The 15,365-nt window shown below is 66.2% G+C and carries 9 protein-coding genes; 3 read left to right on the plus strand and 6 right to left on the minus strand.

The window, feature by feature from the left end:
- Window positions 1–11: 11 nt before the first annotated feature.
- Window positions 12–1,637 (plus strand): family 43 glycosylhydrolase, encoded by a 1,626-nt coding sequence (locus HNP51_RS07675; RefSeq protein WP_184268713.1) that lies wholly within the window; start codon window positions 12–14, stop codon window positions 1,635–1,637.
- 37 nt (window positions 1,638–1,674) lie between these two features.
- On the opposite strand, the gene HNP51_RS07680 is transcribed toward HNP51_RS07675, so the two are convergent.
- Window positions 1,675–2,976: a polysaccharide lyase family 1 protein gene (locus tag HNP51_RS07680; RefSeq protein WP_184268715.1), complete on the minus strand. Its 1,302-nt coding sequence runs from the start codon at window positions 2,974–2,976 to the stop codon at window positions 1,675–1,677.
- Window positions 2,973–4,004 carry a family 43 glycosylhydrolase gene (locus HNP51_RS07685; protein ID WP_221434174.1) on the minus strand — a complete coding sequence of 344 codons (1,032 nt, stop codon included), beginning with the start codon at window positions 4,002–4,004 and terminating at the stop codon, window positions 2,973–2,975. Before HNP51_RS07685 ends, HNP51_RS07680 begins: the two co-directional genes overlap by 4 nt.
- Window positions 4,005–4,383: 379 nt before the next feature.
- Here HNP51_RS07685 and HNP51_RS07690 point away from each other — a divergent pair, with 379 nt between their 5' ends.
- Together HNP51_RS07690 and pelA are read left to right on the plus strand one after the other, a co-directional pair.
- Window positions 4,384–7,794, plus strand: coding sequence for a TonB-dependent receptor (locus HNP51_RS07690; protein ID WP_184268717.1), 3,411 nt, complete (start codon window positions 4,384–4,386; stop codon window positions 7,792–7,794).
- 108 nt (window positions 7,795–7,902) lie between these two features.
- A complete protein-coding gene (pelA, locus tag HNP51_RS07695; RefSeq protein ID WP_311769914.1) occupies window positions 7,903–8,940 on the plus strand; it encodes a pectate lyase in 1,038 nt (345 codons plus the stop codon).
- 23 nt (window positions 8,941–8,963) lie between these two features.
- Here pelA and HNP51_RS07700 read toward each other — a convergent pair whose 3' ends face one another.
- From HNP51_RS07700 to HNP51_RS07715, 4 genes are read right to left on the minus strand one after another with little or no spacing between them, the layout of a single operon-like run.
- Window positions 8,964–10,547, minus strand: a complete 1,584-nt coding sequence (locus HNP51_RS07700) for a bifunctional aspartate transaminase/aspartate 4-decarboxylase (RefSeq protein ID WP_184268720.1) — start codon at window positions 10,545–10,547, stop codon at window positions 8,964–8,966.
- A gap of 20 nt (window positions 10,548–10,567) precedes the next feature.
- Window positions 10,568–12,256, minus strand: coding sequence for an aspartate-alanine antiporter (gene aspT / locus HNP51_RS07705; RefSeq protein WP_184268725.1), 1,689 nt, complete (start codon window positions 12,254–12,256; stop codon window positions 10,568–10,570).
- Window positions 12,257–12,271: 15 nt separating this feature from the next.
- On the minus strand, window positions 12,272–13,939 hold the full coding sequence (aspT, locus tag HNP51_RS07710) for an aspartate-alanine antiporter (RefSeq protein ID WP_221415765.1): 1,668 nt from the start codon (window positions 13,937–13,939) through the stop codon (window positions 12,272–12,274).
- Complete coding sequence (locus HNP51_RS07715) at window positions 13,936–15,336, minus strand: DcaP family trimeric outer membrane transporter (RefSeq protein ID WP_184268727.1); 1,401 nt, start codon at window positions 15,334–15,336, stop codon at window positions 13,936–13,938. Before HNP51_RS07715 ends, aspT (HNP51_RS07710) begins: the two co-directional genes overlap by 4 nt.
- Window positions 15,337–15,365: the final 29 nt, after the last annotated feature.

The following is a 15,365-nucleotide window of genomic DNA, read 5'->3' on the forward strand; positions in this document are numbered from 1 at the left end:
AGGAACCGTCCATGAGCCCCATCAATCGCCGCACCGCCCTGAGCGGCCTGCTGGGCGGCGTCGCCGCCTCGGCGCTGCCGGTCGGCGTCGTCTTCGCCCAGACGAACGAAGAGGCCGCGCCCCTGGGCCGTGAATGGGCCGGGATGAAGTGGCGCAAAGGCGTCGAGGGCCAACGCATGGCCGACCTGGGCGACGGCACCTTCCTGAACCCCATCATGTCGGGCGACCACCCGGACCCGTCGATCCTCAAGGACGGCGGCGACTACTACATGACCTTCTCGTCGTTCGAGTCGGTGCCGGGCATCCACATCTGGCACTCGCGCGACCTGGTGAACTGGCGACCGATCACGGCGGCCCTGACCACCAACATCGGCTCCGTCTGGGCGCCCGAGCTGATCAAGCATGAAGGCCGCTTCTACTGCTATATCCCGGCGCGCTTCCCCAATTATCGCTCCAACTACGTCATCTGGGCCGACAAGATCGAAGGGCCTTGGAGCGAGCCGATCGACCTGAAAATCCCGGCCAACATCGACCCGGGCCACATCGTCGGCGAGGACGGCAAGCGCTACCTGTTCCTGAACGGCGGCGACCGGGTGCGGCTGACGGACGATGGCCTGGCCACCGACGGGCCGCTGGAGCAGGTCTATGACGCCTGGCGCTATCCCGAGGACTGGATCGTCGAGGGCCACGCCCAGGAAGGGCCCAAGCTGCTGCGCCACGGCGACTACTTCTACATGATCACCGCCATCGGCGGCACGGCTGGGCCGCCGACCGGCCACATGGTCATCGCCGCCCGCTCCAAGTCGATCCATGGCCCTTGGGAGGAATGCCCCCACAACCCCATCGTCCGCACCCGCACCGGGGCCGAGAAGTGGTGGTCGCGCGGCCACGCCACCCTGGTCGAAGGCCCGACCGACGGCGACTGGTGGATGGTCTATCACGGCTATGAGAACGCCTACTGGAGCCTGGGCCGCCAGACCCTGTTGGACCCCATCGAATGGACCGACGACGGCTGGTTCCGCGCCAAGGGCGGCGACCTGTCCAAGCCTATCGCCATGCCGCGCGGCGGTCAGCCGGTGCCGCACGGCATGGCTCTGTCGGACGATTTCACCACCGACAAGTTCGGCGTCCAGTGGAGCTTCTACGATCCGCAGCCGAACGAGAAGGACCGCCTGCGCCGCGAAAACGGCGTCCTGCACATGAAGGCCAAGGGCAAGGCGCCGGTCGACTGCTCGCCCCTGACCTTCGTCCAGGGCGAGCAGGCCTATCAGATCGAGTGCGAGATCGAGATCGACCCCGGCGCCGTGGCCGGTCTGATCCTGTTCTACGACCGCGCCCTCTATGCCGGGCTGGGATTCGATGCGACGCGCTACGTGACCCACCAGTACGGCATCGAGCGCGGGCGGCCCGCCAATCCGCACGGCCGTCGCATGTTCATGCGCCTGACCAACGCCTATCAGAACGTCTATTTCGACACCTCGGCCGACGGGGTGAACTGGAACCGGTTCGACCGCGGCATGGAGGTGTCCGGCTACAACCAGAACGTCCGCGGCGGCTTCATGATGCTGCGCCCGGGCCTCTACGCCGCTGGCGAGGGCGAGGCGCGATTCAAGAACTTCAAGTTCCGCGCCCTGTAATGCCACGGGGCGGAGCGGCTGCGCTCCGCCCCTTCCTTCAGCCTGGCGCGCCGTCCTTGCGCGTCAGGGTGGGCAAGTCCCAGTCGGCCTCGACGAAGGGACGCTGCGTCTCGGCCATGACCGGATAGCCGCCGACCTCGGCCTCATCGTCGATGATGCGGCCGGTCCCGTTCCGAACCTCCCGCAGAATGCGCTGATCAACGACGTCGCGCGCCCAAGGCCGCGCCCCAGCCTCGGAGAAGACCCAGGCCTCCACCTGATCCGAAGGCCGCGCCTCGAACCCGGCGGGCCAGTGCGGTGAGGCGTTCAGCCGTCTGATCTTTGGCTCGCGGTCAGAGATGACGCCGATCTCCTGCATGGCCCGCCCGTCGGCATGGCGGGCCGGATTGTCGAGGGCGTAGAGATCCAGGTCCCCCTGCCCCTCCACGATCAGGAAGGGCAGATCGGCCCGCGTCGACGGCCCGCCACGCGTCACATTGCCGACGATGGACAACTGGCCGACCTCCCACGGATGGTCGCCCCATTCCGAGGCGTTCAGCGCATAGTGCATGCAGCGGTTGCCGGGGTTGTAGATCAGGTTGTTGGCGCTGACCGCGTGGACGCCGCCCTTGAACAACTGGTTCCGCTCATGGTCGTGGGCGTAGAGGTTGCCGACGATCAACACCTGGGTGGCGTTGTCGTGGATCAGCGTCCCCTTGGAATGTTCGCCCTTGGCGTGGCTGGCGTTCGACAGTCCTTCGGACACAATGTTGCGGCTGAAGGTGATGCGGCGCGAGGTGTGCTGTCGCCATTGCTCGGCCGTAGCGCCGCCCTCGAATCGCGGGCCTGAGGCCGACAGGTTCTCGTCGGTCGCCCAACTGAAGGAGCACTGGTCCACGATCACGTCGTGCGCGCCCGAGGTGGTCAGGCCGTCGACCTCCCAGCCGCTTTTCGGGGCCGCGCCGTCCACGCCGGGGCGGATCCGGATGTGGCGCGCGATGACGTCATGGGTGCGCAGGCTGATCCCGCCCCGGATCAGGCTGATCCCCGGCTCGGGCGCCGTCTGGCCGGCAATGGTCAGGAAAGGGTTGGACACCCGGATGTCGCGGCGCTGCAAGTCGATGATCCCGCCGACCTCGAATACGACGATGCGCGGCCCCTCGGCCTCCAGCGCAGCCCGCAGCGAGCCCGGCCCCTCGCCCGCCAGGGTGGTGACGCGGATGATCCGCCCGCCCCGTCCGCCGGGTGTTGAAGCGGCCCAGCCCATGGCGCCGGGAAAGGCGGTCGCGCTCCCAAAAGCGGGCACGGGCACAGCCCCGGCCGCAGCCGCGGTCAGCATCAGTCGCCGACGATCGATCATGACAACGACTCCAGCGGCGGCAGGGGTTTGGCGAAGGGCTGATCCTCGGCGACGACGATGCGGCCCTCGGCGTCGAAATCCACGCGGATCAGGCCGGGCTTCTCGCGGAAATGGCTCTGCTCGTCGTTGCCGAAGAAGGTGGACCACCATCGGCCCTCGCGGTCCTTGAAGACATTGCCGCCCCCGGCGCAGGGCGCGGCCTCGTGCTTCATCCGATAGGGGCCGTGCAGGTTTTCAGACACCGCGAAGACGAAGGAATAGCGCCCCTCCACATTGCCGACCGCGCCCAGATAGTAGAGGCCGTCCTTCCTGAAGAGGGTCGCGCCTTCGTAGCCCAGAGTATTCTCGCCCTTCAGGCAGCGGGCGCGGTCGCGCGCCACGACGCACTGGGTGTCAGCGAAGCTGATCCGCTTCCAGTCCTCGGCATAGCCGGACAGATCGTCCTTCAGCCGCACGATCTCGTCGCCCGAGCCGTAGGTCAGATAGACGGCCCCGTCGTCGTCCTGAAACAGGGTGGCGTCGATGCCCCTGCGCAGATGGGCCTCAGGCGAGAAGGCGTATACGTATGGCCCCTCCGGCCTGCCCGTGGTGCTGCGCAGGATGCCGAGGCCAGCGCGGCTGACGCTGAAGCAGAGGAAGTAGTTGCCGGCGACATAGTGAACTTCGGGTGCCCAGATGGCGCGGAATGGCACACCCCGGCGCATCCGCCATTCCCTGGCCCAGCCGCCTTCACGGTCCAGGCTCCAGACCAGACCCAGATAGGTCCAGTCGACCAGGTCGGTTGAGCGCCACAGCTCGATCCCGTCGTTGAAGGCCCAGATGTTGTCGCCGGTCGAGCCGGTCATGTAGTAGGCGCCGTCTCCGCCGATGCAGATTTGCGTGTCGCGCAGATGCAGCTCCATCAGGGGATGGATCGACGGCAGCAGGCCCTTGTCCACCGCCGAACCCGTCGCCGCCTCGCCCCAGGGCAAGGTCGGATAATCCATGGGGCGCTCGCCGCGATAGCGAACCCCGGCCAGACCAGACATCCAGCCTCCCCGCGCACTTGCAGTGGTCACAGTTGCGCCCGCCCCGCTGATGCCTCGATAGGGATATGGGTTGCGCACTGGCGTGGTGATCAGCCGCCCCGAATCATCCGCCGACTGACCAATCGCCCGCGACGCAAGCAATGCCCCGATCGCGGCTCCAGCCCACGCAAACAATGTTCTGCGATTCTGCATCGCCATGCCCTCCCCCTCTTGCGCATACAATTCAGACATGATCATCAATGACATGACACCGGTATCAGAAAACGCTTGGCGACCTAAAAATATTATAATACTTTTCGATTGAAGCCGGGCGATCGCCTGGCGGCTGGATGATCGACAGGCCCGTCAGAGGCGCTGAGATCGAGGAGGAGGGACACCTATGACGAACAACTCGACGCTACAGTTGCGCGCAGCCGCATCGCCCATCGCGCTTTGCCTGGCCGCCATGCTGGCCGCCTCGCCTGCCGTCGCGCAGGAGCAGTCGAACGATCAGGCCACGACTGTGGACGAGGTCGTGGTCACCGGCCTGCGCGCCTCTCTGGCCAGCGCCCTGAACGAGAAGCGGCGCTCGAACACCATCGTCGACGTCATCAACGCCGAGGACATCGCCGACTTCCCCGACGCCAACCTGGCGGAATCCCTGCAGCGCATTCCCGGCGTGTCGATCGACCGCGAGAATGGCGAAGGCAACAGCATCTCGGTGCGCGGCCTTGGCGGCGACTTCACCCGCGTGCGCCTGAACGGTCTTGAGACCCTGTCGACCTCGGGCGCCAGCAACGCCGACGGCGCCCTGCGGCGCGACCGCGGTTTCGCCTTCAACACCTTCGCGTCTGAGCTGTTCAACTCGTTGAAGGTGCAGAAATCCGCCGACGCCATGACGGACGAAGGCTCGCTGGGCGCGACCGTCGATCTGATCTCGGGCCGCCCCTTCAACTTCGGCGACCGGCGCTTGGCTCTGACGCTGCAGGACGCCTACTACGAGAACGGCGGCACCCATAACCCTCGCGTCGCCCTGCTCGCCTCCGATCGCTGGAGCAGCAAGATCGGCGAGTTCGGCCTGCTGGGCTCGGTCGCCTACAACAAGCGTGATCAGTCGATCGACAGCTACTCGCGCGGCGTCGGATCGAATGAATATCTGTATCGCGGGGCTACGTTCAACAACGTCGGAAGCAACGCCGCCGGTGACCATCAGGGCTTCGCTCTGCCGACCGGCACCAACCCCGCCACCGCCTTCCCGCGCGTGACCAACCCCGAGGCTCTGGGCTATCTGATCGGGTCGGACCCCGCCGCCTACGCCCTGCTGAACGGCGCCGGTACCCGTGGGTCGCTGGTCAAGATCCCGTCGTTGGCCAGCCTGAACCACCGCGAAGTCGAGCAGGAACGCCTCGGCGTGACCCTGTCGGCCCAATGGCGCCCGACGGATCGCACCACGATCAGCTTCGACAACCTCTATTCGGAGATGACCCAGGTCTCGACCAACTACCAGATCGGCGCGGTCGGCCTGAACCGGAACAACACCAACGGCAACCGCACGACCTCAGCCTTCAGCTATCAGACCTATCCGACAACCAGCGCGGCGAACAACAGCTACCGCAACCGACGCGGCATCTACGCCACCTGCGCCGCCCAGGAAGCGAACGCATTCCGCGACGCCATCGACTGCGGCCAGAGCCTATACGGCAACACACCCGTCTTCTCGACGGCGCCGGGCGCCAACGTCAACAACCTGCTGGCGGGCACAGGCAGCTTCAACCCCAACAACCTCGAAGTTTACGACTACTACAACCAGCCCGGATCGGTCGGCTACGTCGCCCACCCCAACTATCTGGCCATGCGCGGCGCCTTTATCGGTCGTCCGTCGGTGCGGGTTCTGGACGCGGCCCTCAGCCCCAACGGCGAGAACGCCGACTATCTGAAACTGGCCAACGTCGACATGCGCTCGGGCGTCGACCAAGGCGGATACACCACGGAATTCCGCCAGAACTCGATCAACTTCGAACACAACTTCAACGACCGCTTCCGCATGACGGCGCTGATCGGCGACTCCAAATCCACCAATGAGAACACCGGGCTTCTAGCTGACTTCATCCGCCTGGATTCCGGTCAGGGCGTGGCGGGCAACGACTACTTCGTGTTCGACGCCCGTGGCGGCGGCGACATGCCCTTCATGGACTTCGGCTTCGATGTCGCCGATCCGACAAAGTGGGACTTCGTGAAGGGCTACTCGGCCTTGCGTCACTTCAAGACCATCACCGAGAACGGCTATCGTACGGCCAAGCTCGACTTCGCCTGGGACTATAACGACGACATCACCTTCCGCTTCGGCGGGGCCATGCGCGAATTCGACTTCTACTACACCCGCTTTGAGCGCCTGATCGGCGACACGATGAACCCCAGCCTGCTGGAGGGCGTACGCTCTGGACTGGCGGCGGCCACCACGGTCGGCCAGATGGGTCAGGTCGTCGATTGGGGCAAAGGCCTGAACGTTCCCGACGGCATGCCAACGCGGTTCTTCGCGCCAAACCTGCAGGCCTTCCAGAACCGCTTCGGCTTTGACTGCAACTGCATCAACGAGTGGGGCGACTGGCGCCTGTCCGACCTGCGCAACGGCGGGGTCAACACCTTCTGGGTCGATGAAAAGTCGAGCAGCCTCTACGGTCAGGTCGATTTTAGCTTGCCGCTGTTCATCGGCGATCTGCGCGGCAACGCCGGTGTGCGCTACGCCAAGACCGAAGTCGATGCTCGCGGGCGCTCGCCTAGCGGTCGCCCGGTCGAAAACGCCAACGAATATAACGACTGGCTGCCCTCGCTGAACCTGGCCTGGGAGCCGACAGACCAACTGATCGTCCGCTTCGCCGCCGCCAAGGTCATGGCGCGGCCGCAGATGACGGCGCTGCATCCCGGCGTCACGGCCTTCAACGTGCCCGCCGGCATAGGCACGGCCCCCGCCGACTTCGACGGCAGCAACGCCGCCATCACCCTGGGCAACACGAAGCTGAAGCCCTTCCGCGCCACCAACCTCGACTTCAACGTCGAATGGTACTTCGCCCGCGACGCCATCCTGTCGTTCGCCTACTTCTGGAAGGAGATCGAGAGCTTCCCACAGGTCGTCTTGCGTGAAGCCAAGCTGAGCGAACTGTTCGACGAAGCCGCCATCGCCAACCTGCGCGCCACATGGGACGGCCTGGTCGATGAGGCCTCGGAAAGCCGCCGCGCCTACCTGGACGGCGACCGCCCGTTCCAGATCCGCCAGTACAATGATGCGCCCGGCGGAACGCTGGACGGCTTCGAGATCGCCTATCAGCAGAACTTCACCTTCCTGCCGGGCCTGCTCGAAAATACGGGCGTGCAGCTCAACTACACCAAGATCAACTCCGAGCTGGAATACATCCTGGACCCGGCGCGCGGCCTGACCGGCACCGCGCCCTTCCTCGGAGCCTCGCCGGAATCGTTCAACGCCACGGTCTTCTATGAAGATCAGAAGCTCAGCGCTCGCGTCTCGGCCGCTTACCGCGCCGCTTATCAGACCACCTATCCGCTCGCATCGGGGGGCTGCGATCCGGGCGTCTGCGACTCGCCGCTGATCAACGACTTCGTCGGCAGCGACGAGACCCTGAACGTCGACGCCTCAATCTCCTACAAGCTGACCGATAACGTCACCTTCACCGCCGAGGCGCTGAACCTGACCAATCAGACGGACAGCCGCTGGGCCTATCAGAACGACCCCGTTGTCCAGAACTACGCCAGCACCGGGCGTCAGTACTTCGTCGGCGCACGGTTCACCTTCTGATTTCCAATCGACAGAGCCTCCTCCCGGAAGAGCTGTCGCACTTGAAGCGCCGTGGAGACACGGCGCTTCCTTTTGTCCGCTTGCCAGGCCGCCCAAGGAGTTGTCGCCGTGATTTCACATTCCTGGCTCGCCGCCGCCGCTGCTCTGGCCTTGTCTTCCACCGTCGCGCCGCCCGCGCTGGCGGCGGACGCGCCTGTCGCCTGGAACGCGGCGGTCCTGACCCGGGCGGCGGACTGGTATGCGAGCCCCGACGCGCGGCGCATTGCAGACAGCGTCCTCAGTCACCAGTCGCGCGAGGGCGGCTGGCCCAAGAACACGCCGTTGACTGACCCTGCCCGTCGCGGCGCCGACCCGGGCCTGGCCAACACCTTCGACAATCAGGCCACCACGCTGCCCATGGCCTTTCTCGCGCGCGTGACGACGGCGACCGGAGATCCGGCCTACGCCGCCGCTTTCCAACGTGGCCTCGACTACACCTTGGCCGCCCAATATCCCAACGGCGGCTGGCCCCAGTATTATCCGCTGCGGGGCGGCTACCACGACCACGTCACCTTCAACGACGACGCCATGATCAGGATCCTGGACCTGTTGCAGGACATCGCAGCAGGTAGCGAACCCTATGGCTTTGTCGATCCCGCCCAGCGCGCACGCGCCGCCGCCGCAGTATCGCGCGGGATCGACGTCATCCTTGAATCCCAGGTGCGCCAGAACGGGGTGCTGACCGCTTGGTGCGCCCAGCACGACGCGGTCACCCTCGCCGCCGCCTGGGCGCGCAAGTTTGAGCCGCCGTCCCTGTCGGGCAGCGAAAGTGTCGCCATCGTCCGCTTCCTGATGTCGATCGACAATCCCTCGCCTGAAGTCGTCCTCGCTATCGACGGCGCGCTCGCCTGGTTCGAGCGATCTGCGATCCGCGACGTTCGACTGGAGACCTACACCAACGCCGAAGGCCAGCCCGACCGACGCCTGATCTCCGCCCCCGGCGCTGATCCCCTATGGGCTCGCTTTTATGATCTGAAGACCAATTCGCCGATCTTCATGGGCCGCGATTCCGTCGCCCATGACGATCTGGCGGACATCGAGCGCGAACGGCGCATGGGCTACACCTACATCGGAACCTGGCCCAGCGTGCTACTTCGCAAACGTTGAGCGGGGAGTCGCCAACCGCCTCCTCAGCGCTTGTCGAACTTCTTGTAGTATTTCTCGATCAGGGCACGGGCGGCCTTGCCGATCTTGGCGTAGTCGGCCTCGTTGAGGTTGGCCAGGGACACCCGGCCCGCCGGGGTCTGGGCCCCGAAGCCGCCGCCGGGTAGCAGGACGACGCCCGATTCCTCGGCCAGCTCAAAGAGCAGGGAGCGCGGCTCGACTGTTTTCAGCAGCCAGTCGCTGAACGGCTTGCCGAAAGCCTTTTCGCTGAGGTCGCCCAGATCCAGCAGGGTGTAGTAGCCGACGTCGTTCGGGTTGGGATCGGGCGCCACGCCGATCTCGCGATAGAGCGCATGTTCGCGATGGCGGATCATCCGCTTCATCGCCGCCTTGTAGGCCTGCGGCGTGTCCATCAGCGAGAACAGCGAGAACAGCACCATCTGCACCTGCTGCGGCGTCGACAGGCCCGCCGTATGGTTCAGGGCGACGGTGCGGCTGTCGGCCACCAGCCGGTCGATGAATTTCAGCTCGCGCGGCGTCGTCGTGATCGACGCGTAGCGCTCGTCCAACTCCTTCTTCGCCGCCTCGGGCAGCTTGGCGATCAGCCGGTCCAGCACATTATCCCTGTGCGTGGCGACGGCCCCCAGCCTCCAGCCGGTGGCCCCGAAATACTTCGAGTAGGAATAGACCAGGATCGTGTTGTGCGGCGCGACCGCGAACAGGGAGACGAAGTCGTCGGCGAAGGTCCCGTAAACATCGTCGGTCAGCAGGATCAGGTCCGGCCGGTCCTTCACGATGGCGGCGATCCGCTCCAGCGTCGCGTCGTCGATGCGCACCGACGGCGGGTTGCTGGGATTGACCAGGAAGAAGGCCTTGATCGACGGGTCCTTCAACTTGTCGATCTCGGAGGCCGGATACTGCCAGCCCAGGTCGGGATCGGCCTCGATATGGACCTGCTCCAGCCGATAGTCGTTCAGCTCGGGGATCTCGATGTAGGGGGTGAAGATCGGCATGCCGATGGCGATCTTGTCGCCCGGCGACACCAGATGGTTCTCGCGCAGGGTGTTGAAGATATAGGTCATCGCCGCCGTCCCGCCCTCTGTGGCGAAGATGTCGAACTCTCCGACCAGACTGTGCGATCCGGCCATTTCATCGCGCAGATAGTGGCCGACGATGACCTCTGACTGCTTCAGCATCCGGTCGGGCACCGGATAGTTGCAGCCCAGAATCCCCTCGCACATCTCATAGAGGAAGGCCGAGGCGTCCAGACCCAGCTGGTCGCGGACATAGGAGACGGCGCCGGCCAGAAACGCCATGCCCTCGGCCCCGGCGTGCTCGCGCGCATAGATCTCGAAGCGGTCTTCGATCCCCGCTAGACGAGGAAATCCGCCCAGTCCCTCGGGCATGTAGGCGAAGGTCCGTTCCGCCTCGCGCATGGCGAACAGGCCCAGCCGCCAGAAGCCGTGTCGCGGCGTCGTGGCCAGGAAGTTCGGGTTGCCGCGCCCGGCGTTCAGCATCAGCCGGTTCTCGACACTGGAGGCCAGCTTGATCAGTTCATCCTTCAGCTCAAACGGGCTGAGCTGGGCGAGCTTGTCATCGTGGGAATGCATCTCAAACGTCTCCAGGGGGGCTAGACCAAACCGACCACGAGCGGGCCGAGCAGGGTCAAAAGGACGTTGGCCAGGGCATAGGTGATGGCGAACGGGACGGTCGGCACGGAACTTTCGGATTTGGACAGGACCTCGCCGAAGGCGGGGTTGGCGCTGCGCGATCCCGACAGGGCGCCAGCGAAGACGGCCGAGTTGTCGTAACGCAGGACGTAGCGGCCAAAGAGCATGGTCAGCAGCAGCGGCAGCAGGGTCACGATCACGCCAAGGATGAAGATGGTGATCCCATGCTCCTGCACCGTCTGCAGGGCCTGACGCCCCGAGTTCAGACCGACCACCGCCACGAAGGCGGCCAGGCCGAAGTCCTGTAGCAGCTGCCCCGCCGCGTGGGGCATGGCCCCGAACATGGGCCGCTTGGCGCGCATCCAGCCGAACACCAGGCCGGACAGCAGGGCGCCGCCCCCTGCCCCCAGAGTCAGCGGGACATTGCCGATCTGCACGCTCAGCAGACCAATCAGCAGGCCGACCAGAACCCCGAGCCCCAGATAGACGAAGTCAGTCTTGTCGCTGGGAACCAGTTCATAACCCGCCGCCTTGGCCGCGCGCTGGGTATCGGAGGCCGATCCGTAGAAGGTGACCACGTCGCCGTGGACCAGCCTGGTGTCCGGCAAGACGGGCAGAGGCCGCCCCATGCGCGTGATGCCCTCGATATAGACGCCGCGCCGCATGTCGCGATCGACCGCCGCCTGCACCTCGGCGATGGTCATGTTGTTCATGTCCTTGCGGGTGAAGACCGCCTGACGCGATTGCATGACCGGGTTTTCGCCCTCGTCGGGCAGGACGGTCTCGGGACCGATGTCAGAGGCCATGTCGACCACCTGATCACGCCGCCCGACGACCACCGCCACATCCCCGGCCTGAAGCCTAAGGTCGGGTTTCAGCGGCACGACCTGACCTGCCCTCAGGACGCTCTCGATGGTGATGGCGTCCTGGGCCGCGGTCTCGATCTCGGCCACGGTTCGCCCCTCGGCTTCGCGCACCTGATAGGCGCGGCCGACCAGACGCGGCAGGGCCGGCGTCGCGCCGGGGCCGAACGCAGGCGTGCCGCCGCGCAGTTGCGCCTCGACCTTGGCCGCGTCGGCCTTGAGGTCGCCCTTCATGAAGCGCGGCAGGATGTTGACGCAGACGATGATGGCGCCCAGCGAGCCAAAGACGTAGGTCACGGCGTAACCGATGGCGACATTGGCCTGCAGGGCCTTGATGGCTTCTGGCGACAGGGGCAGACGCGAGATGGCGTCGCCCGCCGTGCCTATGATGGCCGACTGGGTCAGGGCGCCGCCCGCCAGACCGGCCGCCAGCCCCTTGTCCAGGTGGAACAGCTTGGCCAGCACCACCACGGTCACCAGGGCGGTGATCGCCAGGAAGACCGCCAGGATGATCTCGCGCAGGCTGGACTTGTTCAGCGAGTTGAAGAACTGCGGCCCGCTGTTGTAGCCGACGGCATAGATGAAGAGGGCGAACATCACCGCCTTCACCCCTTCGTCGATCTGCACTCCGACCTGGCTGACGACGACCGCCGCCAGCAGGGAGCCTCCGACCCCGCCCAACTGGAACCGGCCGAAGTTGATCTTGCCGATCGCATAGCCGATGGCCAGCGTCAGGAAGAGCGCGGCCTCCGGCGAGCGTGCGAACAGGTTATGCAGCCAGTCCATGACGCCTCTCCTCCTCTATCCCAGATGCGCCGCCAGCCCGACGACCACCGGCCCCAGCAGAGGCAGCAGGACGTTGGAAATGGCGTAGGTGACGGTGTAGCCGACGACCGGCGTCGAGTTGCCCGAGGCGCTGACCAGGGCGCTGATCGCCGGCGTGCTGCACTGCTGTCCGGCGATGGCCCCCAGCAGGATCGGCGTCTCGATCTTCAACAGGCGATGGCCGATGAACAACGACAGCGAGGCCGGGATCAGGACCGCCAGAATGCCCGCCAGCGGCAGGGCCAGGCCGTATTCCTTGATCAGACGAATCGCGTCCGGCCCGGCGGAAAAGCCGACAGCGGCGATGAAGGTGGCCAGGCCGAAGTCCTTCAGGATCTGGGCCGCTGACGACGGGAAGGCCGCCGATCCCGCGCGCCGCGAGGCGTACCAGCCGAACAACAGACCCGACAGCAGACAGCCGCCCCCCGCGCCCAGGGTTACATTGATGCCCGCAACCGTCGCCCCAAGCATGCCGATCAGGATGCCGACGAGGACGCCCAGCCCCAGCATGACGAAGTCGGTCTTGTCGCCCAAGGGGATGGCCCGGCCCAACTCCTCGCCGGCGCGGGCCACCGCGCGATCGGCGCCATACAGGTCGATGACGTCGCCGCGCTCCAGCTTCGTGCCAGGCAGGACCGGGACGGCGTGGCCCAGTCGCTGGATGCCCGCGATATAGACGCCGCGATGGGACTCAAGCGGAGCCAGGGCGCGCAACTGCGCCACCGTCTTCCCGACCAGTTCGGCCCTGTTCATCACATAGGACCGGCGCGCCAGCGGCATGTCCAGATGGGTCGCGACGGTCTCAGGCCCCAGCACGTCGGCGGCCCTCAACACCCCGTCGCGCCGCCCCACGATCAGCAGAACGTCGGAGGGCCGAAGCACGTCGTCAGACGCCGCCTCGCGGACCTGATCGCCGCGTCGGATACGCTCGACCGTGGCGTCATAGCCCAAACGCTGCTCGAAGGCGGCGACCGTCTCGCCCGCGGCGGCCCCGGCGGCGAAAGCCCGTCCGACCAGGGGCGGCAGGGCCGGAGCCCCGCTCCCGCCCTCCCCGCCCATGCGGCGCGCCAGGTCGGCCGCCTCCTTCTTCAGGTCGATGCGCAGGATGGCCGGGGCCAACTGGCTGGTGAACAGGACGATGGTGATCAGGCCGAACAGGTAGGTGACGCTGTAGGCGGTGGCGATCTCGCCTTGCAGGGCCTCGATCTGGCTCGGCGGCAAGGCCAGCCGGCTGACCGCCTCGGACGCCGTGCCGATGACGGCGGACTCCGTCGCCGACCCCGCCAGCATCCCCGCCGCCGCGCCCGGATTCAGGCTCAACAGCACGGTCGCCGTCATCACCACGGCCATTACGGCGACGACCTCGACCAGCGACAGCATCCCATAGCGCCAGCCCTTGCCAACATTGGCGAAGAACTGCGGCCCGCCTGTGAAGCCCAGGGCGAAGATGAACAGGGCGAAGGCCACCGCCTTCAGGTCAGCATCCAGTTTGACCCCGCTCTGCCCCAGGATCAGCGCCACGATCAGGGTGCCGCAAACGCCGCCCAACTGGATCGGCCCGACCTTGACCCTGCCGATCAGGTGCCCGATCGCCAGCGCCAGGAACAGCGCCATCTCCGGGTTCTGAACCAGCAGGGCGCTCAACGGACGAAATCGTATTTGAGGCTGGCCTGCAGCCGGGTGACGTCGGCGTCCTGCCCGTTCTGCAGCTCATGACGCCCGTACAGGGCCTCGACCCCGACCGAGAAGGTCGAGCTGACCGCCCAGATCAGGTTCAGCGCGCCATAGCCGCTGGACCGGAAAGCTGTCGGCGCCAGCAGGGCGTCGCGCTCAACCACCACCATCCCGCCGACCAGATTGGATCGCCAGCGCGGGCTCCAGTGGCGCGTATAGCCGAGATAGCCGCCATAGACGGACAGGGTGCGCAAATCACCGTCCGGCTGGATCAGACCGTCATAGCCGCTCCCGCCCAGGTCGTTGAAATAGCGCGCCGCGCCATCGCCATAGGTGAAGCCCGCCATGGCGAAATCACCGCCCAGCTTGAACAGGCCCGACAGGTTCAGCCCATAGCCGAAGGCGCCGTCATGCCGATCGCCTTGGTTGTAGCCCAGCCGGCGCAGCGCGGCCGACGTCTGGACATGACCCCACGAGCCTTGCAGCCGCACGGCGCCGACCACGTCCGGCGCCGGTTGCGCCGAGGCCTGTCCCGCGCCCAGAATCAGTTCTGACGACGGGTCCTCGACCGACAGGGTCGCCGTCGCGCCGCCGCCCAGCTTCCAGATCTGGCGGATCGCCGCCACGCGCAGCAGAGCCCCGGCATTAGGCCCCTCGTCATCGAGGGTCTCAGGCAGGGCGTCGGAATCAGTAAAGGCGCTGTAGCCGTAGCCGGCGTAGGTGTTGCCGACCTGGCCGTGAGCCTGACGCAACCGAAAGGCCGTGCTGCCCGCCCCGCCGTAGAAGTCGTTCTCCAGATAGAAGCGCAACGGCCCCAGGGCGCTGGGGCGCCGCACATCGAAACTGAAGCGAGTGGCGGTGGCGTCCAGATTGGCGTTGTGCGCATCTCCGCCGCCAATCGGAATGGACGAGGTGATCAGCTTGTCCGGGTTCCCTGCCGGGCCCAAGTCATAGATGGCGTTGACCTTGGCGAACCCGCTCAGCTTCACCATCGTCCCGGTGCCGGGAATGGGGATGAAACCCCGAAGTTGCGGGTCGTTCGGCGGCGCCGCCGTGTCGGCGCGGGCTGCCCCGGTCAGTTCGTCCCCGATGGTGTTGCGGGCTGGCGGCCCGGTCGTCGTCGAGGCGGACGTGGTCCAGCTTGCCGTCGGCGCCGCTCCGGGAGACGCGACCGCAGATGCGGCGGAATCCGAGGCTGACGGCAATGATCGGCCCGCCGCCTCCATCGCGTCGATGCGGGCCTGAAGGGCGGCGACGGCCTGACGCAGGGCCGCGACTTCGGTCGCCAGGGCCCGTCTGCCCGAACAAGGCGGGCCTGTGCAGCGGTTTGAACGCTCCAGACCAAGCGCCTGCGTTTGAGTTGACATTGAGCAAGAACACTTACAGAACATCCTCA

Origin of the sequence: Brevundimonas bullata, from assembly GCF_014207965.1 — a bacterium.
Taxonomy (GTDB): domain Bacteria; phylum Pseudomonadota; class Alphaproteobacteria; order Caulobacterales; family Caulobacteraceae; genus Brevundimonas; species Brevundimonas bullata_A.